Genomic DNA, 23,722 nt, shown 5'->3' on the forward strand with positions numbered 1-23,722 from the left:
GCACGTTCCCGGATCCGACCTGGATCATCACGGGGCCTTGGGCCGGTCGGCGAGGAGGTAGGCGAGCAGGTGCTTGAGGTCGTCGGGCGTCCGGACCAGGCCGGCGGGCATGGGGGAATGGGGGGCGGCGGAGCGTTCTTCCAGGTCGGCCTTGGGGATCGTCTCGCGGCTGGCGTCGGGCAGCAGGAGTTCCAGGCGGTCGGCGTCCTCGGAGAGGATCAGGCCGGAGCGGACGCGGCCGTCGGCGGTGGCGATTTGGGTCGCCTTGAAGGGGTCGGCCACCTGGCGGTCGGGGTCCAGGATCGACTCGACCAGGTGGGGCACTGTCAGGCGGCCCCGGGCGTCGGCCAGGCTGGGGCCCCCGCCGCCCGCCTGCCCGGGGGCGACGGCGTGGCACCGGGCGCAGCCGATCGACTCGAACAGGGCCCGGCCCCGCGCCGGGTCGCCCCGGCGGGCCGCCTCGGGCCAGTCGACGCGGGCGAAGTCGGAGGCGGCCGCCGCGGCGACGGTCGGGGCGGCGTCGCGACGCTCGGGCAGCGTGGCCGCGACCTCGGCGGGGGCGCGATAGCGGAGTTCGACCCGGTCGCCGACGCGAACCAGGATGTCGTTGCGGCCGGGCCGGAGGTCCAGGGAAATCCGGCCGTCGACCGGCGGTTCCAGGGGTCGGTCGTCGTGCCAGGCGGCGACGGGGGCCGGCGATCGGGCCAGGAGGAAGGCTGGGCCTTTGGCGGGGCTTTCGAGCCGGAACAGGCGGTAGCCGGCGGGGCCGTCGAACCGGCCGCCGTCGCCCGACGCTTCGAGCCAGGGGATCGGGCCGGCCGGCGACGGTTGGGAAACCGCCGGGTCGATGCCGCCGGGTCCGGCGGGGATGGGCAGGTCGGCCGTCGTGGCCAGGGCCCAGGCGCGGGGGATCGGGCGGTCGGGCGCGCCGGCCAGGGCGCGGGTGCGCAGGTCGCGCCGTGCCGAGGCAACCCGGGGCTCGATGGCCGGGTCGCGGAGCAGGCCGAGGAAGAAGGCGGACTGGGAGACGACCCGGGCGTCGGGGTCGGACAGGGCCGAGGACAGGAGGTCGACCAGGGCGAGCTGGTCGGCGGTCGGGGCGACGGCCTTCCAGCGTTGGGCGGTGGTGTAGCTGCCGATCGGGCCGAGGTCGCGGAGGTTGACCGCTCCGTGGGGCGCGGCGAACGAGATCACCCCGTGGAAGAACGGGTTGTCGGCCGGGAAGAACAGCGGGACCGCCGACGGCGGGCGGTCGTCCGTCGGCACCACCGTCAGCCGGGCCCCGGCCGCCAGGACGCCGGCCAGGCGGGCGGCGGGGGAGGCGTCGGCCCGCAGGGCGTTCAACTCGTCCAGGTTCGCGCGGAGCGCGAGCAGGCGGGACGCCGCCTGGCGGAGATAGGTGTCGGGCGAGGCCGCCAGCCGGGCCACCGGGGGGGTCGGCGGGGGGAGCGTCGACCCGAGGTAGGACCCCAAAGCGGCCAGCGCCACGCGCGGGTCGGCATCGTCCAGGGCCCGGGCGAACGTGTCGGGCGTGGGGTTGAGCCGGGGGAACTCGGACAGGATGCGGACGGCCTGGAGCCGCAGGGCGGGGTCGGGGTCGGCGGCCCAGGACCGGACGACCCGGCCGGCGGCGTCGGACCCTCCGGCGGCGGCCAGCCAGGCCAGGTGGACGCGGGCCGGGTCGCCGGGTTGGGCATCGCCGAGACGGCGGGCGGCGTCGTCGAGCAGCGGCCCGCCCCGGCGGAGGATCTCGCCGTGGGCCCGCCAGCGGCGGGTCGTGGAGGGGGAAGCCAGCTCGTCCCAGAGGCCGGGGTCCGGCAGCGCGGCCACGTCGCGGGCGGAAGCGGGGGCCTTCCCGTCGGAGATCACGACGAGGTCGCTGGGGCATTCGGGCGTGACGACGTTGCCGGCCAGGTACAGGCTGGTGACATAGACGCGGCCGTCCGGGCCGACCGCCACGCCGACCGGCCGGGCGTCGTCGCGGCCCTGGAGGAACGGCTTTTCAACCGCCGCGAAGCTCGCCCCCCGGGGCTCCAGGGCGTAGAGGTTGACCGCCATCCGATCCCACCGGCACATCAAGAGGCCGGGGGCGGGCCCGTCGGCGTAGGCGAGGTCGCACGGGACGCCCCGGCCCAGGGTGGCGATCATCGGCTCCAGGAGGTCGGCGCGGTCGGGGCTCATCGACGCCATCCAGCCCCGGGGCCAGCCGAAGTCGGCCCCCGGCGAGGCGTGGAGGAGCCGCGCCGGGGCATACAGGTCGGCGCGGCTCTCGTGGTCGTTGTCGTTGGTGAACAGGTTGCCGGCCGGGTCGAACGCCAAACCCACCGGCCCCCGCAGCCCGCCGGCCACCACCCGCAGGCCGCTGCCGTCGGGCCGGACCCGGAGGACCGCCCCCGAACCCGTGTACGGCACCTCGGTCCCCTCGGGCTGCGAATGCAAGACCCAGTGGCCCCAGTGGTCGGGGCGGTCGTCGAGGCCGTAGTTGAGCAGCGGGTCGCCGTGGGTCAGGTAGAGGTCCCCGTCCAGCCCCCAGGCCAGGCAATGGAAGCTGACGTGGTAGTCCAGGGGCAGTCCCCAGACCAGCCGGCGGGGGACCAGCCCCTCGCGGCGGACCCGGCCGCCGGGCACCAGGTAGAGGGCGCTCGCCGTGAGGACGTAGAGGTCATCCCCCCGGAACTCCAGGCCGATGATGACCGAGGGGTCGGGGAACCGGAGGATCTCCTGCCGAGGGCCGTAGCCGCCGGCGCGGTCGGGGTCGAAGGCGTAGACCGAGGCCCGGCCGCCGACGAACACGGAGCCCGCCCCGTCCACCTTCACCGCCATGTAGGCGTCGCTCGCCGCGCGGTCGATCCGCGCGACCTTGAGCCGGGGGTCGACCGGTTGGAGCGGGTCGCCGGCGGGCGGCTCGACGGAGCCCGCCCTGGTCGGCCTGGCGGACCGCGCCGGGTTGCGGAGCGGCGACCGATCCTCGGCGGGGCCGGCGCCGGCCGGGTCGAACCGCCAATCGCCGACCCGCTCATCGCCCCGGGTCAGGGTGGCCGATTCGATCGCGCCATCGCAGCCGATCCCCCCTTCCGCCAGCCGGCCGAAGGCGAGGTCGCCCGGCTTCGCGGGCATCTCGCGCATCGTGACCGGCTGGTCCCCGACCGTCTTGCCGTCGCACGTCAGGATCACGCGATCGCGCTCGATCCGCAGCCCCAGCTCATGCGACTTGCCATCGCAGATGGCGGCGTCGGACCGGACGTGATCCGGGACTCGCCCCGGCAGGTAGGCGGTCAGGGCGCCGGTGCCGGGCCAGGTGAACAGCTCCCAGTGGTTGCCCGAGGCCTTGGGGTCGCAGGCCGCCAGGATGTTGAAGTCGGCGGCGCCGTCGAGGCGCGCCCGGAGCGTGAGCATCAGCGGGGCGGAGCGATACTCGGGCCGTCCGGCGATGACCCAGCCGGTGCCGCGCTCGGCCGGGGCGGCGGCGACCGGCGTCCGCGGCGTGGGCTTCGGCCCGGCGGGCCGGCCTTCGAGCTGCGGGGTGAGCCAGTCGAGGCCGTCGAGGTTGTCGCGGAGCCGGGCCTCGGCGTCGTCCTGGGTGTGGCCCAAAATGCCGATCGGGCCGCGATAGCCGCTCTCCCGGATGGCCCGGAGGAGCGCGAGGTCCTGGTCCCCCTGCCCCAGCGGGAGGATTTTTCGGCCCAGCTTCTCGCCGTCGCGGACCATCCCGTTGAGGTTGATCGCATAGAGATGGGGCTGGAGCTTCCGCAGGATCGACGGGAAGCGGTCGAGATGGTCGTGTCCGTGATGGAGGTTGTAGACGATGCCCACGTTGGGCCGGCCCAGCGCGGCGATGATCGCCAGCTCGTTCTCGGGCTCGCCGAACCAGCTGCCGTGGTTGTAGAGGCCGACCGAGCAGCCGATCTTGGCCGCCGCGTCGACGATCGGCCGGAGTTGATTCGCGGCGGCTTCGACCTTCGCCGCCTGGTCCTTGCCGGGGGCCGGGTCGCCCATCGTGACCCACAACTGGGTGTGGATCTGGCGGCGGCCGAGGGCATCGAGGATCGTCCGCGCGTCCTTGTCGAGCGCCGCCGGGAACCAGACCGCCGACAGGGTGACGTGGTGCTTCGCCAGGGCATCCAGCTCGGCGTCGAAGCTGGGCAGGTGCTCGGCCCGCCAGTCGTAGGCATAGCGCGCGAAGCCGAGCCGCTCCAGCATCGCCGCGCGGTCCTCCGGGCCCCGGTGCTGGCTGTCGAACGGGACGATGCACCAGGCCACGAGGTTGCCGCGATCGAACGGGGGCCCGGCGCCCCTCGCGGCGGAGGCCAGGGCGAGGAGGGCGAGCAGGCTGCGCGCGAAGATCGTCATGGATGCACCGGGCGGGAGGGGAGGAGGCGGGGACGACCGGGGGCGGCGCAGGGCGCCGCCCCCGGATCGGATCGATCAGAAGTCGTCGCGGGAGATGATCTCGCCGCCGTCGCGGGAGATCAGGGCCTTGAACGTCACGGGGTTGATCTTGTTCAGGAGGAACCGGACCGAGCCGTCGGCGAACAGGGCGCTGAACCCGCCCGGGTGGGGCGACCCGGCCCCGAACAGCGAGGGCTGGGCGTTGATGTCGAACTGCATTTCCTCGGGCTTGGACCAGGGGACGCCCTTGGTCGAGTCGGCCACCATCAGCGTGTTGCTGGTGCCGTCGAGGAACGACGCGATCGGGTTCGGCTTGTCGCTGAAGGCGGCGTGGGGGCCGGTGAAGGCCAGGTAATGGGTCTCGCCCGGCACGGGGTTGGGGGTGCTCGGGTTGAGGAAGACGGTCGGCATCCGGGGGATCAGCGTCTTGTTGTGCTCGCTGTCCCAGGGCTCGTCGAGGTGGAACTGGTTGTAGAGGTCGGCCTGGTCGAGATAGGGGAGGATCGCGACCCGCCAGCTCAGCAGGGGCTTGCCGTCCTTGCTCGTGATGGCCGCGGCCGGGAAATGGCCGTTGGTGCTCTCGTAGTTGTGCAGGGCCAGGCCGATCTGCTTGAAGTTGTTGGTCGACTGGGCGCGCCGGGCGGCCTCGCGGGAGGCCTGCACGGCCGGCAGCAGGAGGGCGACCGCGACGCCGGAAGTGGCCGGCGAGGAGAGGCTGGGGGCCGACTCGCGCGAGACGATCTTGAGCCCCTTGGCGTCGATGGAGACGGCCACGGTGCCCGGGGAGAGCCGCGAGCGGATGTCCTCGACGGTGGGGACGCGGGCCGGGTCGGCCTTCAGGGTGAACGGCGTCTCGCCCGGCTTGGCCGAGGTCATGGTGGCGGCGTTGAGCATCCCCAGCATCAGGGGGATGCCGGTGATCTGCTGCGGGAGGGTCGACCGGGGGTCGGACACCACCAGGGCGACCAGGTCGCCCGGCAGCTTGCCGATGGCCGGCGCGAAGTCGGGGCCGGGCCTCCAGCGGTCGCCCACGGCGGTGGCGCCCCGGGCCTCCGCCTCATCCACGGCGATGGCCAGGCGCTTCTTGCCGACCACGATCGTCGGCGAGATCCCCTTCATGGTGGGCGGCAACGCCTGAGGGGACAGCACGATGCGGTAGGCCGGCGTGGCCCCCGGCAGCTGGACGATCTCGGCCGGCTTCGGCCGGCCGGGCACGGCCTGGGCCTCCAGGATCTGCGCGGCGACCGTGATGATCCGGCCCATCGCGTTGGCGGCGGCGGCGGAGTCCCGCAGCTCGACCGTCACGGCGGCCTTCCCCTTGTTTCCCCTGGACAGGGCGGCGACGTCGGCATAGACCGTCCAGCGCGGGCCGAGCGGGCCGAGCACGTCCTCCTTGAGCCGGAGCCCGCCCAGGATCTGCGGGATGGCCTGCTCGAAGGCGACGATCTTGGGGGGCCCGCCCTGCGGGGGTCCGGGCTGCTGCCTGGCCTGGTCCACGACCCACGACCAGAGCGGGGCCGGGTCCAGCGACAACGTGGCCCAGGTGCCCACGCCGGCCGGCACCGCCGGCAGGTTCGACTTGTCGAACCGGGGGAAGGCCGGGCTATCCGCCAGGGCCAGGACCCCGCGACGCGGGAGCGGGGCGACCACGGACAGGGCGCTGTACAGGGCCTCGTCGGAGAAGCCCCAGCGGAAATCGACCCGCTTGATCCCGTCGAAGCCCAGCCGGATCGCGTCCGGGGGCATCGGCGGCAGGGCGGAGAAGTCGACGAACGCCGTCAGCGCCGTGGCGACCCCCGGCTCCCCCCTGGCCAATTCGGCGCGGATCGGGTGGCCGGCCGCCGAGGGGGACTGGCCGTCGATCGTGGCGATCACCCGGTCGATGATCGGGGCCGAGGCGAGCACGACGTCACGCCCCTCGACCCACCAGGCCGGGGATTCGGGGCGGGCGCGGTTCAGCGTCCGCTTCCCCCGCTCCTCGGCCATCATCGTGACGCCGGGCTGCTTCCCCAGGCGTTCGAACATCGCCCGGAAGCCGTTGCGCTCGCCGTCGCGGACGACCAGGACGATGGCCGCCTCGCCCTTGTCGCCGGGCCCGGGCTTGTAGACGGCCAGCGTGCCGCCGTCGGCGAAGAGTTCCTTGGCCAGCTTGATGATCTCGGCGGGCGTCGGCTTGTCCTCGCCCTGGGCCCGCGCCAGGCCCTGGGCGATGGCCTGGGTGAGCAGGTCCTCGGCCATCGCCCCGAGCTTGGTGTCGTTCAGGAGCTTGGCGAGGGCGGTCCGCCGCCAGGCGGGGGCGTGGGCCTCGGTCCCGTCGTACTCGACCAGCGCCACCAGGCCCTCGGCCGGGACGTGGCGGATCGTGTCCGATGCCTGGAGCGAGGTGGCCGACTTCGGCGCCTGGGCGGTGGCCGTCGCCGCCAGGGCCGGTGCCAGGGCGAGCCCGAAGGCCACGGCCCAACGTGGGGGGATTCGTCGAGTTGGCACGGTGAGGGGTTCCCGCGGGGATGGATTGGGACGCCGTCGCCCGGCCGATGCGGGGGCGGACGGCCCGGTCATTTGATCCCATCGCCACGCGGGACACAACCTGCTACGATCCGAAATGCGGGCCCCCGACGCCGGCGCCGGCCGCGGCGTCCCGGGGGCCGGGCCGATCAAGGAAGGATCGCGCGCGATGTTCTGCCCGGAATGCGGCACGCAGGGCGGCGGCAAATTCTGCACCCAGTGCGGCACCCGGCTCGCCGGGGAGCCGGCCGCCCCGGCCCCGGCCGGCGTGACGACGTTGCCATCGGCGCCGGCACCGGACGCGCCGCCGGCCGACTGGTCGCGCGAGGCACGCCACGACATCCTGCTCGCCCACCCCGAGGTCCGGGCGCTGCTCAAGGTGGCCGCGAAGCGGGGCGGGTCGCGGGTCTCCGGGGAGCAACTGATCCGGCTCCACGACAAGTACCTGGCCAAGCTGAACCACGGGATCAAGGTGGAGGACCTGGCGTCGGTCGTCGCCCCGGCCCTGACCCGGCTCGGCGTGAAGACCGGCAAGCAACGCTCCGAGGTGGTCCCCCTCCCCATCGGCCACGCCACCGTGGCGACCCTGTGCGCCCTGGCGGCGCGGGGGATCGCGGTCGAGGACGTGGAGCCGGCCGGCGACGGCTGCGTGATGGAGGCCACCATCCCCCCCGACCTCCTGGTCTACCAGGGGACGCTGGCGATCACCCTGGCCGACCTCGGCGACCGCACCCGGGTCGAGGCCCTGACCCGGATCGGCGGCCAGTTCTTCGACTGGGGCAAGAGCACCCGCCTGCTCGACGGCCTGCTCGCCGAGATCCGCTCGTTCCGCCCCTGACGCCCGCCGACTCGGCCCGGCATCGCTCGGGATCCCCACGCCTTGTCAAGATTTTCTCTTGATCGATTCCTAATATCATCGTTAAAGTCCCCGAACCTTTCTCCCATCCGAAAATTCGCCCCGATTCTCGCTTTACGTCGTCGATGGACCATCGACCCGGCGCCGGCGAGTCCACACGTTGAGAGCGGATATGAGCCGAATTACGCGGGATCGCGGCGGGTTCACCCTGATCGAGCTGCTGGTCGTCATCGCCATCATCGCGGTGCTGATCGCCCTGCTGCTGCCGGCCGTGCAGGCGGCGCGCGAGGCGGCCCGCCGGATCCAATGCACCAACAACCTGAAGCAGTTCGGCATCGCCCTCCACAACTACCACGACATCCACGGCCGGTTCCCGAACGGGGCGATGGGACGGCTCCCCACCACCGGGCGATATCCCGGGACCGGGACGAATTATCGCGCGGCCTTCTGCGTCTCAATCATGCCTTACGTCGAGCAGGGTGCCGCATTCGCTTCGTTCAACGCGAATCAGAACGTCCTCCATGCGACGAATCAGACGACGCGGATGGCGAAGCTGGCGGTCTACCAGTGCCCGTCGGATACCCCGGTGGTCTTCGGCGACCCCAACCCGGTCGACCACAAGGGGAACTACGGGATCAACTTCGGCCCCGGCCCCTACTACAACCCGAACCAGCCGGGCGGCGTCTTCAGCATTGCCTACGGGGCCAGCCTCGCGGAGATCACCGACGGGTCGAGCAACACCCTGGCGATGTCGGAGATCCTCCAGGTGCCCTCGCCCCTGAACGGCATGGTCGACCGCCGGGGGCGGATCTGGAACGACGACACGTCCACCTACCAGATCTCCGGCCAGATCACCCCCAACAGCAAGAGCCCCGACACCGGCGCCTGCGGCAACGACCCGGCCCGCAACATGCCCTGCCAGGACACCCCGGCGGCCACGGCGAACCACTGGATGGCCGCCCGGAGCCGGCACCCGGGGGGCGTCAACGCCCTGCTCTGCGACGGGTCGGTCCGATACGTCAAGGACACGGTCAACCCGGTCAACTGGCGGGCCCTGACGACCCGCGACGCCGGCGAGGTCATCTCCGCCGACGGCCTCTGAGGATCCGGAGGGGAACGGGCCAACGGCCGGATCGCCCTGAGCCCCGTGATCATCGTGGGGCGTCAGGCCGATCGGCTTCAGGTCATGGGTGCACTGGGATCCGCCGCGGGGCAGGGAGCCGCGGCGCGATCAGCGTGAAGGCCCGATTGCGGGGAGGGGGCACACTCGATGGGCCGACGCCCGGGGGGTTCACCGGCATTCGGGGCGGAGAATCCAGGACTCGGGGAGGGGTCCGGGCCCGAGGCGGCTCCTCGGGAGGGGAGGGAATCGATCCCGGATCCGTATCGGATGGCCCGGCCACAAGCCCGGCCCGGGAGATAGGGCGAGGGCCGGGGGGTCCCCTCCGGCTCATCCCGCCTCCAGGATCGCTCCTGGTGGCGACATGATGCCGCCAGGCGAGACTTGAGACCGGGCCGAATATTGTATACAATACGTCGAAGTCGACCGTCAAGACATTTCTGCGACAATTGGATCTGATTTCCTCATCCCTCGGATGGCCTCGCCCCATGCCCACCGGCCGACCGCCTTCGCTGGCCGAACTCAACGCGACGATCGGGCCGCCGCAGGCCCTCCCCGACCGCGTGTACGCCCTGATCAAGCACCAGATCATCACCTGCGCGATCCTGCCGGGCCAACGCCTGAACGAGAAGGACCTGGCGGCCGACCTGAAGGTCTCGCGGACCCCGCTGCGCGAGGCGTTGAACCGCCTGTCCCAGGAGAATCTCGTCGCCCGGGTCCCCTATTGCGGCTACGTGGCCTCCCCCATCACCGAGGACGCCATCCGGGACCTGTGCGAGTCGCGGCTGATCCTGGAGACGGCGACCGCCGGCCTGGCCGCCGAACGCGCGACGCCCGAGGACATCGATCGTTTGACGCGGTGCATGGAGCTGCGGTACACGCCCGGCGATCGCCAGACCTACGTGCAATACCTCAGGGATAACAGCATCTTCCACCGCGAGCTGGCCCGGGCCAGCGGCAACCGCCGGCTCGAATCCCTGGTCGCGGCGCTGCTGGACGAGTTGCAGAGGCCGCTCTACCTCGGCCTGGACGTGGGCCTCGACGCGGCGTGCGCCACCCAGGAGCATGTCCTCATCGTCGAGACGATCAAGGCCCGCGACCCCGCCGCCGCCCGGCAACTCCACACGGAGCAGATCATCGGGGCCAATGAACGCATCATGGCCGCGATGCGCGATCAGGCCGCCACGAAGCGGGACCCCGCATGACGGCCCCCGGCCCGGGCGACTCGAAGGAGCAGCCCATGTGGCCTTGCCCTCGATGCGGGGCGGGACTGATCGTCTCCAACCCGCACGGCCCTTCGACCTGGGTCGAGAATTGCGCCGCGTGCGGACACGAGGGCGGCGGGACGGTGAGCTTCGTCGACGACGAATTCGCCGACGACGATCGGCCCATCTTCGCGGTGTGGGTCGTCGATCCCGGCCCGCGGCGGCCCCTGCTCTTCCGGCTCTACCGCAACATCCTCGGGGTGTCGCCCCGGCAGGCCAAGGCCCTCCTCGCCGCCCCTCGGGTCGAGGTGGCCCGGGGCACCCGCATGGAGATCGAGCCTCGCGTCGACGAGTTCCGAGCGGCGGGCGCGACGCTGGAGGTCTCCAGCATCGAGTGATCGCCGCATCCTCGCGGATTCGTCCGGGTACGCCATGCAGGTGCAGAGAGGACGCCCCGGCCGATCGCCGAGGCGCCCTCCCGGCCGGATCGGCGGTTCAGGAGGCCCGGAAATCGGCCGCGAACGCCTTGGGGTTGAGGCCCTCGCCGGTGGCGTGCTTGGTCAGGGCGTCCCAGCCCAGGGTCTTGCCGGGGGCGAAGACCCTGGCCTTCATGAACTCCCCGACGCCCGGCTTGCCGACATAGCTGGCCGTCGCCGGGTCCGCCCCGCCCAGCGCATCGCGGCAGATCGCATGGTGGACCTGCGAGGCGAACAACTGGCCCATCATGTAGTTGTGATAATAGCACGGGGCGGTGACGACGTGGATCTTGCTGGCGTAGTCCGGGGCGTTGCGGCCTTCGGGGCGGCGGATGCCCTGGTACTCCTCGACCAGGTCCCACCACAGGCCGTTGAGGTCCTGATCCGGGTTGGCGTACATCGCCTTCTCGAACCGGAGCATGACCTGGCACCAGCGGGAGAAGATCAGGAGCTTGTCGCGGGTCATCCTCGCGCCCGTCGCGTTGAAGGCCGCGGGGTCGGCCACGGTCACGCCCATCGCCGCCAGCCAGTCGGCGTCCTTGCTCGACCGCTCGAACATCATCGCCACCCCCTCGGTAGTGAGGATGTGGGCCTCGCCCCGCAGGACGTACGGGACGCTGCGGGGGATGTTCTTGCTGGAATAGACCGAGTGCCCCAGTTCGTGGAGCATCGTGGCCATCCAGTACTCGTTGGGCACGATGTTGGCCAGGACCCGCACGTCGCCTTCGCGGTCGATGTCGGTGCAGAAGGCGTGCGGGCTCTTTCCCGGCTTCTCGTAGAGGTCGCTGCGGGCGATCACCTCGTCGATCGGCAGGCCGATGCCGGCGTAGTAGTCGCGGCAGAGCTTGAGGATGTCGGCCTTCGCATACGGGGCGTCGAGGTCGGCGTCGTAGACCGACGGGGCCTCCTGGAAGAACGGGTCGTGGTAGTGCCACGCATCCATGTCCCCAATCCGGATGCCATACCGCCGGGCCAGCCGGGCGTCGATCTCCCCCTTGGCGGCCTGGAACGGCTTGCGGGTCAGGGCGTCGAGTTCGTCGAACAGGGCGAGGACCTGCGCCTGGTCCTGCTCGTTGAGGGCGAGTTGCATGGCGTGGAAGTCGGGGAAGCCCAGCGAGCGGGCCGCCTCGTTGCGGAGCTTGACCAGCGCCTTGAGGTCGGCCTCGACGATCGGGCCGACCGCCTTGCTCGCCTCCCAGACCGCCCGGCGACGCGCCGTGTCGTCGGATTCCTTGAGGGCCTTGCGGACCTCGCTGTCGGGCATCTCTTTGCCGTCGACCTTCGCGCGATGGGCGTTGAACGCCTGCTCGATGGCGTTGGCCCTGGCGGTCATCTTCCGCAAGAGGGCCGGGTCGACCTGCTTCTCCAGGTAGGCGAGCCGGAGCACCTCCACCTGGCGGGCGAGCGTGGGGTCGGCGATCTGGCCCTTGCGGATCGCCTCGATCTCGGCGAACCGCGCCCGGTCGGATAGGGCGGCGTCGAGCTGATTCTGGGCCTTCTCCTTGGCGGCGAAGGCCTCGTCTTTGCCGGAGACGTTGGCGTCCCACCAGGCGAGGCCGGCGGCCTTCTCCAGCGGGCGGATCGTCGCCTCGTGGGCGGCGACGAACGCCCGCGCCCGGGCGGAGGCATCGCCCGCCGGCTCGTCCCCCAGGGCCGCATCGCCCAGGGCGATCAGGCCCACCATGTTCGCCGTGCCGGCCAGGAATTCGCGTCGCGAGGCCATCAGCCCGTCCTCCGTCCGTCCTCGGGGGTGCCAGGGCGGCCATTCTCGCAGGCGCCCGCCGCCGCGACAATCGCCGCCCGCCCCCGAGTCGCCGGCCCCTCCTTGCGGCGTCGATCCGGAGGGGCAATGATATGTCCGCCCCATCCATGAATGTCCGGCCCGTCGGGGGAGATGCACGATGCCCGAGCCTTCGAGTTGCCCCGCCTGCGGTTCGAGGCCTTCCGCGGGGGGATCCGGCCTCGACCGGGACGCGCGTTGCGCGACCTGCGGCGGGGCCCTCCCGGGCGAGCCCGCCGACTGGAATCCGTATGCTCCCCCGTCTTCGGCCCCGATCGGGGGGGCTGGCCGGATGCAGGAGGTTCCCGCCTCGATGATCGGGAAGTTCGCCCAGGCCTTCTGCCTGCTGGGGGCCAACCTGCCCCTGTTCGGCCTCATCATCCTGACCCTGTGGCTGCCCGCCAACATCGCGATCGAGGCCAGCCTGATCGAGGTGCCGGCGGAGCGGGCGGAGGGCGTCTCGTTCCGGCTGAATCAGCTCATCGGGGGGGCCTTCGGGCCGATCGTCCTGGGGGCGTTGATCTTCGCCATCGCCGGGCGGATGCGGGGCGAGCGGGTCGGCTACTTCGAGGCGATGGCCGTCGGCTTCCGCCACTGGGGCCGGATGTTCGCCGCCCGGTTCTTCGCCAACTTCCGGATCCTGCTGGGGCTCATCGCCCTGATCATCCCGGGCATCGTCCTGGGGGTGCGCTACTCGCTGCTGGAGCCCGCGATCATCATGGAGCGGCCGTCCGACGCCGGCCGCAGGAGCACGGACCTGACGCTCGGCCGGCGGTGGCCGATCTTCTTCGCCCTGGCGATCGCCCTCGCGTTCGACTATGCCTGCGGCCTGGCCACGCGATACGCCTTCCAGCAGACCGAGGCGCTGGACAACTTCTGGGCCTACGTCGCGGCGGACTGCCTCCTGGATGTCGTCGAGTCCCTGTCCACCGTCATCCTCGTGCTGTTCTACCTGGAGGCGCGCCAGCAGGAGGCGGAGGACGCGGAGGGCCGCGAGGGGCATCTGCAGGTCGATCCGGGGAGCTGGGACCTCGACGGGCCGGCCGTCGCGTTCCCGGGGGAGTTCGCCCGATGATGCGATGGGGGCCGGGTCCCGTCTTCTCCGCCGATTGCCTGACCCTCGCGAAGCGCTGGCAGCTCTATGCCGGGCGGGCCTTGCTGGTGGCCTGCGTGCTGGCCGGGGTCGCCCTGATCTGGTTCGGGCGGGTCCACCGGCGTGCGATCTCCGACTATCGGGAACTCGCGACGGTCGGCGTCAGCTTCTTCAGGGCGATCATGGCGGTCGAACTCGTCCTGGCGCTGGTGGTCGTGCCGGCAGCCGCGGCGGGGGCGTTCTGCCAGGACAAGGTCCGGGGCGGGCTGGCCCTGATGATGACCACGGACCTGTCCGACGCCGAAATCGTGCTCGGCCGGTTCGCCTCCCGGCTGCTGGCCGTGCTGGGCGTGGTCGTGTGCGGGCTGCCGGTGCTGGCGATCACGGCGTCCCTGGGCGGGGTCGACCCCGGCGAGTCGGTGGCCGGGTCGCTGGTGGTCGTCGGCGTGGCGATCCTGGGCATCGGCGTGGCGATGACCTACTCGGTGTGGGCGACCCGGCCTCACGAGGCGCTGATGGCGACCTACGCCACCTGGGCGGTCTGGCTCCTCGCCGCCGTGGTCTGGGGCGCGATGGTCGACCGGACGGGCGGGCCCGGCGTCGTGACCGTCACCAACCCGTTCTGGCTGATCTTCGGCCATCCGCGCGGGACATCCGGCGTGATCCTGGCGCGGGGGGCCTGCTTCCTCGCCGGGTGCGTGGCGATCTCCGCCGCGCTGGCGCTGATCTCGGCGCGGCGGCTCCGCCCGGTGATGCTCCGGCAGGCGGGCGGCGCGAGGCTCCGATCGGCCTCGCGGCGTCCTCCGTTCTGGGTGCCGCCCGGGTGGGACGACCGGGACCGGGCCCTGCTCGACAGCGACCCGGTCCTCTGGCGGGAGCGGCGGCGCGGCCGGTCGTCGGCGTGGGGGCGGGCGATCTGGCGTCTGTATGGCTCCCTGTCGGCGATCTTCACCCTGGCGGCGATCCTGCTCAACCCGGACATCGCGACGGGCGTGGCCGGCTTCATGGTCTCGATCGGGCTGCTGATGGCGAGCGTGACCTCGGCGACCGCGCTGGCCGAGGAGCGGGCGCAGGGCGGCCTGGACGTGCTGATGGCCGCGCCGCTGTCGACCCGGGAGATCGTCAGGGGCAAGTGGCGCGGGGCGTTCCGGATCGTCCCGAGGCTGGCGATCCTGCCCGGCGGGCTCGCCCTGGCCCTGGGGCTCGCCCGGGAATGGGGGTGGGGGGCGTTCCCGTTCGCGGCGCTGGTGGTCGGGCTGGTCCTGGCCTACGGCGCGGTCGTCACCAGCGTCGGCCTCGCCTGCGCGGCCTGGCAACCCCGGCTGGGACGCGCGGTGGCCCTCGCCGTCGCCGCCTACCTGTTCGCCACGGTGATCTTCCCGACGATCATCCTGATCAACATCCGCGTCGGCCCCGATGACGACTTCCTCCTCTGGATCAGCCCCTTCTTCGGGACGTTCCTCGCGATCGGCCGGATCACCTGGAACATCGACCTCTCCGTCGGTTTCCTCGCCGGCTTGACCTTCTGGATCGCGCTGGCCGGGGCGGCCGCCTTCCTCATCCTGAAGGCGACCGAAACCCGGTTCGACCGCCTCCTGGGCCGGGTGCCCGAACGGCCGGGGCCCGCCCTGCCCCGCTGAGCTACGCCCCGCCGCCGCGTTTGCGACCGGGGCGGGCCTTGCCCCGCGAGGGACGGCCGACCAGCCGGGGCGCCGCGTGGGGCGAAACGGGCTGCGGCGCATCGACCTCGCCCGGCTGCGAGACCCGGGCCACGATGTCGGCCGCCGCGCGGGGGCGGCCCAGGCGGAGGGCGTTGGCCCGCATCGCTTCGAGCCGCCGGGGGTCGTCCAGGAGTCGGTCGATCTTGTAGGCGATCACCGGCAGGTTGTTGCAGCGGATCGCCGCCCCTTCTTCCAGGAGGTGGTCGGAGTTCCGCTCCTCCTGGCCGGGGATCGGGCTGACGACCACGAAGCCGAGGCCGCGGGCCATCGCCTCGGACGTGGTCAGGCCGCCCGGCTTGCCGACGACCAGGTCGGCCGCCGCCATGTACTCGTCCATCTCGGTGGTGTATCCCACCACCTTGAGCGAGACCGGGGCGTCGGCGGGCAGCGTGCCGGCCAGGCGGTCGAGCCGGGCCTTCAGCTCGGCGTTCCGCCCGCAGATCGCGATCACCTGCCCCGGGTGCCGGACCTTGAGCAGCGACGCCATCAGCTCGTCGATGCGCCCCACGCCGAACCCGCCCGCCGACGACAGGATCACCGCCCCGTCGGGCCGCAGGCCATGCTTCCGGCGCATCTCCGCCTTGTCCTTCGCCAAGGCGAACACCGGGTCGATCGGGATGCCCGAGACGGTGACCTTGCCCGGCGGCACGCCCAGTTCTTCCAGGTGGGCGCGGGTCTCGTCGATCGCGACGAAGTAGTGGGCATAGTTCGGGCAGAGCCACTGGGCATGGACGTCGTAGTCCGTCACGACGATCGCCTGCCGGGTATCGAGCCGGCCCTTGCCGATCAGCCACGAGATGATCTCGGCGGGCAGGAAGTGGGTGCAGATCGTGATGTCCGGCCGCAGGTCCTCCAGCAAACGGATCAACGGCCCGGTGTTCAGCTTGTCGAAGGCGAGCTGGATCCGGTCGTCCTTGTCCGGCTGGTCGAGCTGGTCGTAGAGCCAGCCCAGCACCTCCGGCATCCGGTTGACCATCTCGATGTACGCCTTGGAATAGAGCCGGCGGAACAGCGGGTTGGTGAACTCCAGGGTGTCGTAGTTGTGGATCGATTCCGCCGTCCCCGCCTCGGCGAACGCCCGCTCGATCGCCTGCGCCGCCCGGAGATGGCCCGCCCCGGCCGACGCCGAGAGGATGAGGACTTTCTTCGCCATGATGGGTCGCTCTCGCCTCTCGCGCCGGGGCCGTCCGAACCTCCCCCGATCATCCCCGGCCCCGCCGCCCGACACAACGGCCCGACCCGTCAACTCCAGCGCACCGGGTTGCCGGTCGCGACCGAGGCCGAGAAGACGACCCGCAACGCCCGGACGATGGACTCGAACTCGGAGGTCAGGCGCGGCCTTCGCTCGACATGGAATCGAGCGGGGTAGCCGAAGCGGACACGGCCATCGGGCCGCTGCCACTTCCCGTCGTCCCAGGGGATCGCCTTCCCGCTGATCGCGATCCCCGACGCGTAGACCTCGCCCGTATCCAGGTCCTTCCAGACCACATCGTCGGCGTCCCCCTCGATCGGCGATCCCCCCCGGCGGGCCTGCTCGACCCGGGTCGCCCGGAACAGCTCCTCGCCGGTCCGGGCATCGACCGCGAAGAACTCGAACTCGCCGATGCCGACGTTGACGCCGAGGCTCCCCTGGAGGATGAACACCCCTCCGTAAGCGGGATTGTGCTGGTGGAAGGCCTCGCCGGTCGCCGTGTCGACCAGCACGGTCTTCGTGCCGATCTCGCCGACCGATTCGAACTCCTCCAGTTCCCGGAGTGCCCGGCCGCTGGCCCCGGGCGGGGTCAGGCCCCCGTTCGCCTCGGGCAGTTGCTCCTGCAGGATCGGGAAGCGATCCCAGCCCACGTCTCCCAGGGCATCCTGGAACAAGCGGAGCCCGAACCAGTTCGCGATGAACTCGCAGGCGAAGTCCATATCTTCATGGTCGCAGCATGAATGCTGCCACTCCATGAGTTTTGCCCAACCCTCGGCCGAGTCATGCTCCTGGGCGAGGTTGAAATAGCCTTCCTCGTCCACCTCCAGCCATTCCCGGGGGAACGGCGGGGGCGTCGTCTTGCCCTTGCGGAAGCAGTCGCACATCACATGAGCATCGAGTCCCATGACCGCCCCCTATTCCCCGATGACCTTGACCAGCACCTTCTTGGGGCGGTTGCCGTAGAAGCTCACTGCTGTTGACGTATTCGGGAACGGAAGCCTTTAAACCCTGGGCAGACCGGGAGAGAATGGGTCGAAACTGTATCGTACCATCTGCCATGAGGATACCCATGATCGAGCCGGCTGAGAGGGTGATGCCGAATCGTGGAAGTTCGGGTGGCCTTCACCTATGCGTCGTTTCGGTCAGCCTCCTGCTGTCTCTCCTGATCGCCCCCGCCACCGTCTCGTTCAGCCCCGAGGGCTCCGGGGCTCTCGTCACTCTCATTGCGGTTGTTTTCGGGCATACCATCGCAACAATCGCGGGGCTCTGCTTCTCCAAGTCGACCAAAGTCTCTTGCACGATCGTCTTCGGCATCGCCTTCTTCTTCACGGGCTGCTTCGCGGTCGAGTCGAGCATGAATGCAGTTCGGCGTGGGTTGTACATGAGATATCAGGCGCCCTACGATCGTTTCCGCGACTTGATCGCTTCTCCCATACCGGAAAGCGTCGCCAATCTTCGTATCCCGGAATTGGACGAGTCGATTACAGACGATGTGGAGATCGAATTTGATATCGATCCGAGGTACATGAATCATATCTTGGCAGACTCAAAATGGGTCAAAAAAGATTCCACCGAGCTGCTCAATCCGAAAGATTTTTTCCAGTACGATTATTACATGCCCCTGAATGGCGACTATCACATTTATCAACAATCGAACTCCTCGCCCGGCGATTCGATCCTCACGATGAAACTCAGTGCAAAGCACGACCACGCCATTTTCAGACGCGAGGACTTCTCATTCTACAGGGATCGTCTTTGGGAGAGGACCGACGACATCATAATCAAGATGAACACCGAGGCGTTGGAGAAGTTGAAACAGAGATACGAGGGCTCACATAATCAGGCCGGAAAATAGTCACTGCCTCGATCGCGAAACCGTTGCACGAGCTGAACTCCTCGCCTCCAAGATCGCCGCAAGGGAATCGGCCATGATCGAAATCTATCCATGATGGCGAATCGTGACAGGATTGGACGATCGCCTCTACCGGAGCTTCGGACCGCCGAAGCCCGGGGTCGGGATCCCGGTTCGCTTGCAAACCACGAGGCCTGTCAGCTCACTCCCCGATAACCTTGACCAGCACCTTCTTGGGGCGGTTGCCGTCGAACTCGCCGTAGAAGACCTGCTCCCAGGGGCCGAAGGTTTGCAACAGACCGAACCCCTCGTTCTTCGCGCCCGCACGGGCGAGAAGTGGCGGCCCCGCGGCAGGCATCAAGTTGCCGCAGTCCTTCCAGTGCGAGCATCAACTCAAAGCGAGGCATGGTTATCGCCGTGGGAACTTTGCATGGATGTCATCAAGGCCCACGGCCTCCCTCATGGCCCGGTATTTCTGCTCATGGGCGGCCTTCATGAAACTGAATGGCTCTTCGGTCAGGATGATCCACCAGTAGTCGCCTTGCCGCCCGGCGCGGGCACCGGCAGCGGCGGCGGCATTCATCAGGTCGACTTCCATGGCGGCGACGACATCCTTGTGGAGTACCGTAACCCACTCGATGGTCACCGGGACCGCCATGCTGTCGAGGTTGCGGAACCGCTCGAAATTCGCCGAATGCTGCTCGGAACTCTCATCCTCGCACTTCACAAATCCCATCGCCGATGGACCGACCTGCACGCAGGCGAGCAAGAGGTCCCGGATCTCATCCACGCCATGAAAGGGGCCGCCCTTGTAGCACTCGGACAGCGAGAAGTCCAAACCCAGGGAGGATGTGAAGCGTGATGCAGTCCATTCGCTGTTCCGAATGATGCTCAACTCTCCCCGCAACGACTTCTTCCCTCGATCGACGACGAAGCGTACATCCGAAGTTTGATGGCGATCGGGCTGCAGGACGCGATGCAAGTTGGCCCGAGTCGGAGGAAGGCGATCTGATCTTGGCCTCAGCACGGTGCCCTGGAAAAACTCCATCTCGAACAGCCGCTCAAGTCGCGAAAGCAGGCCGGCGTCGTCCTCGTCGTGCCAGAATTTGGTCGACATCGAGTATTTCATGAAAGCCCTTACGGACGGGGGCATTACTCCCCGATGACCTTGACCAGCACCTTCTTGGGGCGGTTGCCGTCGAACTCGCCGTAGAAGACCTGCTCCCAGGGGCCGAAGTCGAGGCGGCCGTTGGTGATGGCGATGACGACCTCGCGGCCCATGACCTGGCGCTTCATGTGGGCGTCGGCGTTGTCCTCGCCGGTGCGGTTGTGGCGGTAGCGCTGGGGCGAGGCGTCGAACGGGGCGAGGTTTTCGAGCCAGGCCTTGTAGTCGGCGTGGAGGCCGGGCTCGTCGTCATTGATGAAGACGGATGCCGTGATGTGCATGGCGTTGCAGAGCAGGAGCCCTTCCCGGACCCCGCTCTGGCGGACGATGTCCTCCAGGCGGGGGGTGATGTTGAGGAAGTCCATCCGGGCGGGGACGGTGAAGGTCAGGTACTCGGTGTGCGACTTCATCGGGTCGGGCTCCGGGGTCGATCAGTCCTGGGCCTGGTCGGCGGGGCGGACGGCGGAGCCGGGCCGCTTGCTGGTGAGGGTGTCGCCCAGCTCGGCGCGATGGGCGTCGGCCAGGGTTTGGAGTTGCTTGACGACGTCGGGATGCTGGGCGGCGACGTTGGTGGTCTCGCCGGGGTCGGCGTCGAGGTCGTAGAGTTCCAGGCCGACTTCGAGGTCGCGATACTTGCCCGGGACGCCCCCCTTGCCCGGGGTTTGGCCGACCATGCTCCGCGCGGTGTGGGGGAACTGGAGCTTCCAGCGGCCCGACCGCATGGCGTGGAGCTGGCCCGGGCCGTAGTGGAAGAACAGGGCCTCGTGCGGGGCCCTGGCGTCGGGCTCGCCGAACAGGAGGGGCCGGATGTCCTTGCCGTCGATCGGCCGCTTGGGCAGGTCGGCGCCGGCCAGGGCGGCGAGGGTCGGGAGGATGTCGATCGTGGCGGCCGGCTCGCGGCGGACGGTGCCGGCCGGGATCCGGCCCGGCCAGCGGGCCAGGAACGGCTCGCGGATGCCCCCCTCGAAGCACGTCCCCTTCCCCTCGCGCAACGGGGCGGCCGAGCCGGCGTGGTCGCCGTAGCTCAGCCACGGTCCGTTGTCCGAGGTGAAGATGACCAGCGTGTTCTTATCGACGCCCGTTTCTTCCAGGGCCCGGAGGACCGTGCCCACCGCGCCGTCGATCTCGGCGATCACGTCGCCGAACAGCCCGCGCTCGGTGGTGCCCTTGTATTTGGCCGAGGCGAACAGGGGGACGTGGGGCATGTCCGGGGCGAGGTAGAAGAAGAACGGGCGGTCGCGGTTCTCGCGGATGAAGCTCGCGGCGCGGTCGGCGAACCGGCCGGTGAAGCTCGGCTGGTCGTCGGCGGTCACGTCGGCGATCGCGGTCTTGTCGCCGTCGTAGAGCGGCAGGGCCGGAAAGTCCTTGGGCCGTTCGGGGTGGTGGGGCCACATGTCGTTGGAATAGGGGATGCCCAGGAACGAGTCGAACCCGTGCTTGGTCGGCCTCTGCGACGGCCGCGCCCCCAGGTGCCACTTGCCGGCCATACCGGTCGCGTACCCCTTGGATTTGAGCATCTCGGCGAGCGTCGTCTCCTCGTGCCCGAGCCCGAGCGGGCTCTTGGGCCCGAGCGCCCCCCGGATGCCCACCCGCTCGTGATAGCACCCGGTCAGCAGCGCCGACCGCGACGCCGAGCAGACCGGCGAGGAGACATAAAAATCCGTGAACTTCACCCCCTCGCGCGCCAGCCGATCGATGTTCGGCGTCGCATACCCCTTCGCCCCATAGCACCCGACGTCGGCATAGCCCAAGTCGTCGCAGAAGATCACCACCACGTTGGGCGGAGCCTCGGCGGCTGATGCCGGATGCGAAACCAGGGCGGCAATCGCCGGGATGATCAGCAAGGACGCCCGCCGGATCAGATTGGTCATCGCATGGCCCTGGCTCGCGAGGCGAGCAGTGGAGAATCGTCGTCGCATCATCCTGTTGTCCCGACCGAAGAGTCGACCTGACTCACCAGATCCACCGACGCAATATCGCCGAGATCGGTGCACCCGACAGGGCGAAAAGGACGATCAAATCCGAGGTCATGTAATGGATCCGCCAGGCATGCGTACGAATTGGAAGATAGAAGATACGAGGGGCGGGAACGTACATGGCGTAGTCATTCATGAGCACGACCGCCGGCAGGGAGGACACGGCCAGCAGCAATGTCGCAACGCCCACCGATTTGGCGAAGCATATCAATCTCTCCCGCTCCTGGACCAGCCGGCCTTCCGATTGGTGTTGAGCGAACTTGCCCCGTGCTCGGATCGTCGCCAACGCCACCACACCAGCCAGGAAGCTACCGATCGACAGGTGGATACGGAAGGCGCCCATCAGGATGCCGATCAGGCCGACCGCGATCATCATCTCCTTGACCGAAAGTCGGACGGCCTTCATGGTCATTCCTCGTCGGCGTCGTCCTCGTCGGCGTCCTCGGATTCTTCTTCGCCGTCCTCGTCCTCCCCTTCGTCCTCATCGTCGGTCGGGGCGTCGGGGCCGATGCGGGCGCGGAGGGCCTTGGCGAGGGTGATGTGCTGGTCCACGGTCATGGCCTCGGCGCGGACGAGGCCGGTGAGGCCGATCCCTTCGAGGATGGTGTCGACTTCCTCCTTGGTCCAGCGGTCGCGCCAGTGGCTGTACAGGACGCGGCGGAGGTTCTTGCGGCGGTGGAGGAAGATCGTGCGGACGACCGTGTGGAACCAGGCGACGTCGCCGACCTCGGCCCTTTTGGCTTCGTTCGGCACGATCATGAGGACGGCCGAATCGACGCTGGGTCGGGGCCAGAAGACGCTGGGCGGCAGGGTGCGGACCAGCGAGGCGTCGGACAACGCCTGGACCAGCACCGATAGCGCCCCGTAGTCATCGGAGTCGGGCGGGGCGAGCATCCTCTGGGCCAGTTCCAGCTGGATCGTCACGACCATCCGCTCGATGCGGATCTCGGGGTGGACCAGCAGGTTGCCGATGATCGGCGTGGCCGCGTTGTAGGGGAGGTTCGCCACCAGCTTGAACCGGCGGTCGGGCGCCACGGCCAGGCCCGCCTTGATGTTATCCAGGACCTTCGGGTTGAGCTTGTTCTTGCCCTTCAGGGCGTCGACGTGGAGCACCCGGACGTTGGGATAGATGACCGTGGCCTCGGTGGTCAGCATGGCCATGCCCGGGTCGATGTCCACGGCCACGACCGCCGCGCCGGTGGCGGCCATCTGCGTCGTGAGCGCCCCGGCGCCCGGGCCGACCTCCAGCACCACGTCCCCCGGGCCGACCTCGGCGGACTTCACGATCAGGTCGTGGATGTTGAGGTCGACCAGGAAGTTCTGCCCGTACCGGTGCCGGGGGGCGATCCCGTGGCGGGCGAACAGGTTCCGGAGGTAGGTCTGCGTCTGACGCGGGGACTGCATGCGAACGTCTCGTCTCGTCGGGATCCGGCACCCGGCCCACCCGGGCCGGACCACCAGTATAACCGCGACCGCCCCCGGCCCACATCCCGGCGGAGTCGGCACGCCCGTTGCGATGATCCCTCCCCCATCCGGCCCGGCCCCGCCCGCCGCGCCGATCGTCGCGAAAGGGAACCGTCATGGCCGCCACCAAGAAGTCCAAGGCGTCGAGCAGCAAGAAGAAGGACACCCGCTGCTGGAAGGGCTACGAGCCCACCCCAGGCAAGAAGCCCGGCACCAAGGGGAGCTGCAAGCCCAAGGACTGACGCGGGACGACGCGGCGGCCCGCGCGATGGGGCATTGCCCCCGTCACGCGGGTCGCTGCGTCATCGGGACATTTCAAAGGGTGCCGATCCGCGGCAGGGATTTCAGGGCGAATCCGAGCCCGATCCAGTTGAACCCGCGGAAGATCAGGCTGATCCCGACGAACATGCCGATCACCCAGAAGGCCGACGACGGCCATTCCTGGAGGATCAGCCCGGCGAGGATCAGGTCGAGCACGCCGCCCGCCAGCGTCCAGCCCCAGGTCGGGAACCGATAGCTCAGCGCCGCGACGATCTTGAACAGCCCGCTGACCATCAGGGCGGCGGCCAGCAGGAGCGTCAGCGACAGCAGGGCGCCGACCGGCGACCGGAGGAACAGCCCGCCCACGACGATCGAGAGGATCCCCGAGAGCAGGTGGAGGAAGAACCCGCTCCATTCGCGGCTCCAGATCGCCGCGATCGCCTCGGCGAACCCGCTCACCAGCAGGACCGAGCCGATCACCACCGCCGTCGCCAGCGAGGCGACCACGACCGACCCCAGCGCGACGGTGCCCATCACGACCAGGGCGATCCCGAGGATCACGAGCCAGTACCAGTTGCCCCGCAGCGCGTCCATCCCATGACGCAGGCCCAGGATGGGCGGTTGTCCGGTTTCGATACTCATGGGCCGTTTCCTCGGTCTGAGCGCT

Annotated in this window: 19 protein-coding genes and 1 pseudogene; 8 read left to right on the forward strand and 12 right to left on the reverse strand. The window is 69.8% G+C overall.

The window, feature by feature from the left end:
• Positions 1-27 precede the first annotated feature (27 nt).
• Both TA3x_RS28350 and TA3x_RS28355 read right to left on the reverse strand, forming a co-directional pair.
• Entirely contained in the window at positions 28-4,350 is a 4,323-nt protein-coding gene (locus tag TA3x_RS28350) for a TIM barrel protein (protein WP_435018031.1), read from the reverse strand.
• Between the two features lie 75 nt (positions 4,351-4,425).
• A complete protein-coding gene (locus TA3x_RS28355) occupies positions 4,426-6,876 on the reverse strand; it encodes a DUF1559 domain-containing protein (RefSeq protein ID WP_435018032.1) in 2,451 nt (816 codons plus the stop codon).
• Between the two features lie 187 nt (positions 6,877-7,063).
• Here TA3x_RS28355 and TA3x_RS28360 point away from each other — a divergent pair, with 187 nt between their 5' ends.
• The 4 genes from TA3x_RS28360 to TA3x_RS28375 all read left to right on the forward strand — a co-directional run bounded on the left by TA3x_RS28360 (position 7,064) and on the right by TA3x_RS28375 (position 10,473).
• Positions 7,064-7,732 carry a zinc ribbon domain-containing protein gene (locus TA3x_RS28360; RefSeq protein WP_435018033.1) on the forward strand — a complete coding sequence of 223 codons (669 nt, stop codon included), beginning with the start codon at positions 7,064-7,066 and terminating at the stop codon, positions 7,730-7,732.
• A 190-nt stretch (positions 7,733-7,922) separates the two neighbouring features.
• Positions 7,923-8,852: a DUF1559 domain-containing protein gene (locus TA3x_RS28365; protein WP_435018034.1), complete on the forward strand. Its 930-nt coding sequence runs from the start codon at positions 7,923-7,925 to the stop codon at positions 8,850-8,852.
• Positions 8,853-9,358: 506 nt separating this feature from the next.
• Positions 9,359-10,075, forward strand: a complete 717-nt coding sequence (locus TA3x_RS28370; RefSeq protein ID WP_435018035.1) for a GntR family transcriptional regulator — start codon at positions 9,359-9,361, stop codon at positions 10,073-10,075.
• A 35-nt stretch (positions 10,076-10,110) separates the two neighbouring features.
• Positions 10,111-10,473 carry a hypothetical protein gene (locus tag TA3x_RS28375; RefSeq protein WP_435018036.1) on the forward strand — a complete coding sequence of 121 codons (363 nt, stop codon included), beginning with the start codon at positions 10,111-10,113 and terminating at the stop codon, positions 10,471-10,473.
• A gap of 97 nt (positions 10,474-10,570) precedes the next feature.
• Here the strand turns inward: TA3x_RS28375 and TA3x_RS28380 are convergent, their stop codons facing one another.
• Positions 10,571-12,274: a M2 family metallopeptidase gene (locus tag TA3x_RS28380; protein WP_435018037.1), complete on the reverse strand. Its 1,704-nt coding sequence runs from the start codon at positions 12,272-12,274 to the stop codon at positions 10,571-10,573.
• Between the two features lie 370 nt (positions 12,275-12,644).
• Between TA3x_RS28380 and TA3x_RS28385 the strand changes: the two genes are divergently transcribed.
• Both TA3x_RS28385 and TA3x_RS28390 read left to right on the forward strand, forming a co-directional pair.
• Positions 12,645-13,406, forward strand: coding sequence for a hypothetical protein (locus TA3x_RS28385; RefSeq protein ID WP_435018038.1), 762 nt, complete (start codon positions 12,645-12,647; stop codon positions 13,404-13,406).
• Positions 13,403-15,064, forward strand: coding sequence for an ABC transporter permease subunit (locus TA3x_RS28390; protein WP_435018039.1), 1,662 nt, complete (start codon positions 13,403-13,405; stop codon positions 15,062-15,064). Before TA3x_RS28385 ends, TA3x_RS28390 begins: the two co-directional genes overlap by 4 nt.
• A gap of 1 nt (position 15,065) precedes the next feature.
• Here TA3x_RS28390 and TA3x_RS28395 read toward each other — a convergent pair whose 3' ends face one another.
• A complete protein-coding gene (locus TA3x_RS28395) occupies positions 15,066-16,298 on the reverse strand; it encodes an MGDG synthase family glycosyltransferase (RefSeq protein WP_435018040.1) in 1,233 nt (410 codons plus the stop codon).
• Between the two features lie 89 nt (positions 16,299-16,387).
• Positions 16,388-17,242 carry a hypothetical protein gene (locus tag TA3x_RS28400; RefSeq protein WP_435018041.1) on the reverse strand — a complete coding sequence of 285 codons (855 nt, stop codon included), beginning with the start codon at positions 17,240-17,242 and terminating at the stop codon, positions 16,388-16,390.
• Between the two features lie 164 nt (positions 17,243-17,406).
• On the opposite strand from TA3x_RS28400, the gene TA3x_RS28405 reads away from it, so the two are divergent.
• The gene (locus TA3x_RS28405) at positions 17,407-18,192 is read left to right on the forward strand and encodes a hypothetical protein (RefSeq protein WP_435018042.1); all 786 of its coding nucleotides are present in this window, start codon (positions 17,407-17,409) and stop codon (positions 18,190-18,192) included.
• Positions 18,193-18,391: 199 nt separating this feature from the next.
• On the opposite strand, the pseudogene TA3x_RS28410 reads toward TA3x_RS28405, so the two are convergent.
• From TA3x_RS28410 to rsmA, 6 genes and pseudogenes are all read right to left on the reverse strand, one after another.
• Positions 18,392-18,475, reverse strand: a pseudogene (locus tag TA3x_RS28410) (secondary thiamine-phosphate synthase enzyme YjbQ); the annotation flags it as partial.
• Between the two features lie 123 nt (positions 18,476-18,598).
• Positions 18,599-19,318, reverse strand: coding sequence for a hypothetical protein (locus tag TA3x_RS28415; RefSeq protein WP_435018043.1), 720 nt, complete (start codon positions 19,316-19,318; stop codon positions 18,599-18,601).
• A 23-nt stretch (positions 19,319-19,341) separates the two neighbouring features.
• Entirely contained in the window at positions 19,342-19,764 is a 423-nt protein-coding gene (locus tag TA3x_RS28420; protein ID WP_435018044.1) for a secondary thiamine-phosphate synthase enzyme YjbQ, read from the reverse strand.
• 21 nt (positions 19,765-19,785) lie between these two features.
• Positions 19,786-21,225, reverse strand: a complete 1,440-nt coding sequence (locus TA3x_RS28425; RefSeq protein ID WP_435018045.1) for a sulfatase family protein — start codon at positions 21,223-21,225, stop codon at positions 19,786-19,788.
• An 82-nt stretch (positions 21,226-21,307) separates the two neighbouring features.
• A complete protein-coding gene (locus TA3x_RS28430; protein WP_435018046.1) occupies positions 21,308-21,736 on the reverse strand; it encodes a hypothetical protein in 429 nt (142 codons plus the stop codon).
• Positions 21,737-21,738: 2 nt separating this feature from the next.
• On the reverse strand, positions 21,739-22,734 hold the full coding sequence (rsmA, locus tag TA3x_RS28435; protein WP_435018047.1) for a 16S rRNA (adenine(1518)-N(6)/adenine(1519)-N(6))-dimethyltransferase RsmA: 996 nt from the start codon (positions 22,732-22,734) through the stop codon (positions 21,739-21,741).
• Between the two features lie 176 nt (positions 22,735-22,910).
• On the opposite strand from rsmA, the gene TA3x_RS28440 reads away from it, so the two are divergent.
• Positions 22,911-23,036 (forward strand): hypothetical protein, encoded by a 126-nt coding sequence (locus tag TA3x_RS28440; RefSeq protein ID WP_435018048.1) that lies wholly within the window; start codon positions 22,911-22,913, stop codon positions 23,034-23,036.
• A gap of 73 nt (positions 23,037-23,109) precedes the next feature.
• Here the strand turns inward: TA3x_RS28440 and TA3x_RS28445 are convergent, their stop codons facing one another.
• Positions 23,110-23,697, reverse strand: coding sequence for an HdeD family acid-resistance protein (locus TA3x_RS28445; protein ID WP_435018049.1), 588 nt, complete (start codon positions 23,695-23,697; stop codon positions 23,110-23,112).
• Positions 23,698-23,722 lie beyond the last annotated feature (25 nt).

The sequence above is a fragment of the Tundrisphaera macrotermitis genome (assembly GCF_051175315.1).
Taxonomy (GTDB): domain Bacteria; phylum Planctomycetota; class Planctomycetia; order Isosphaerales; family Isosphaeraceae; genus Tundrisphaera.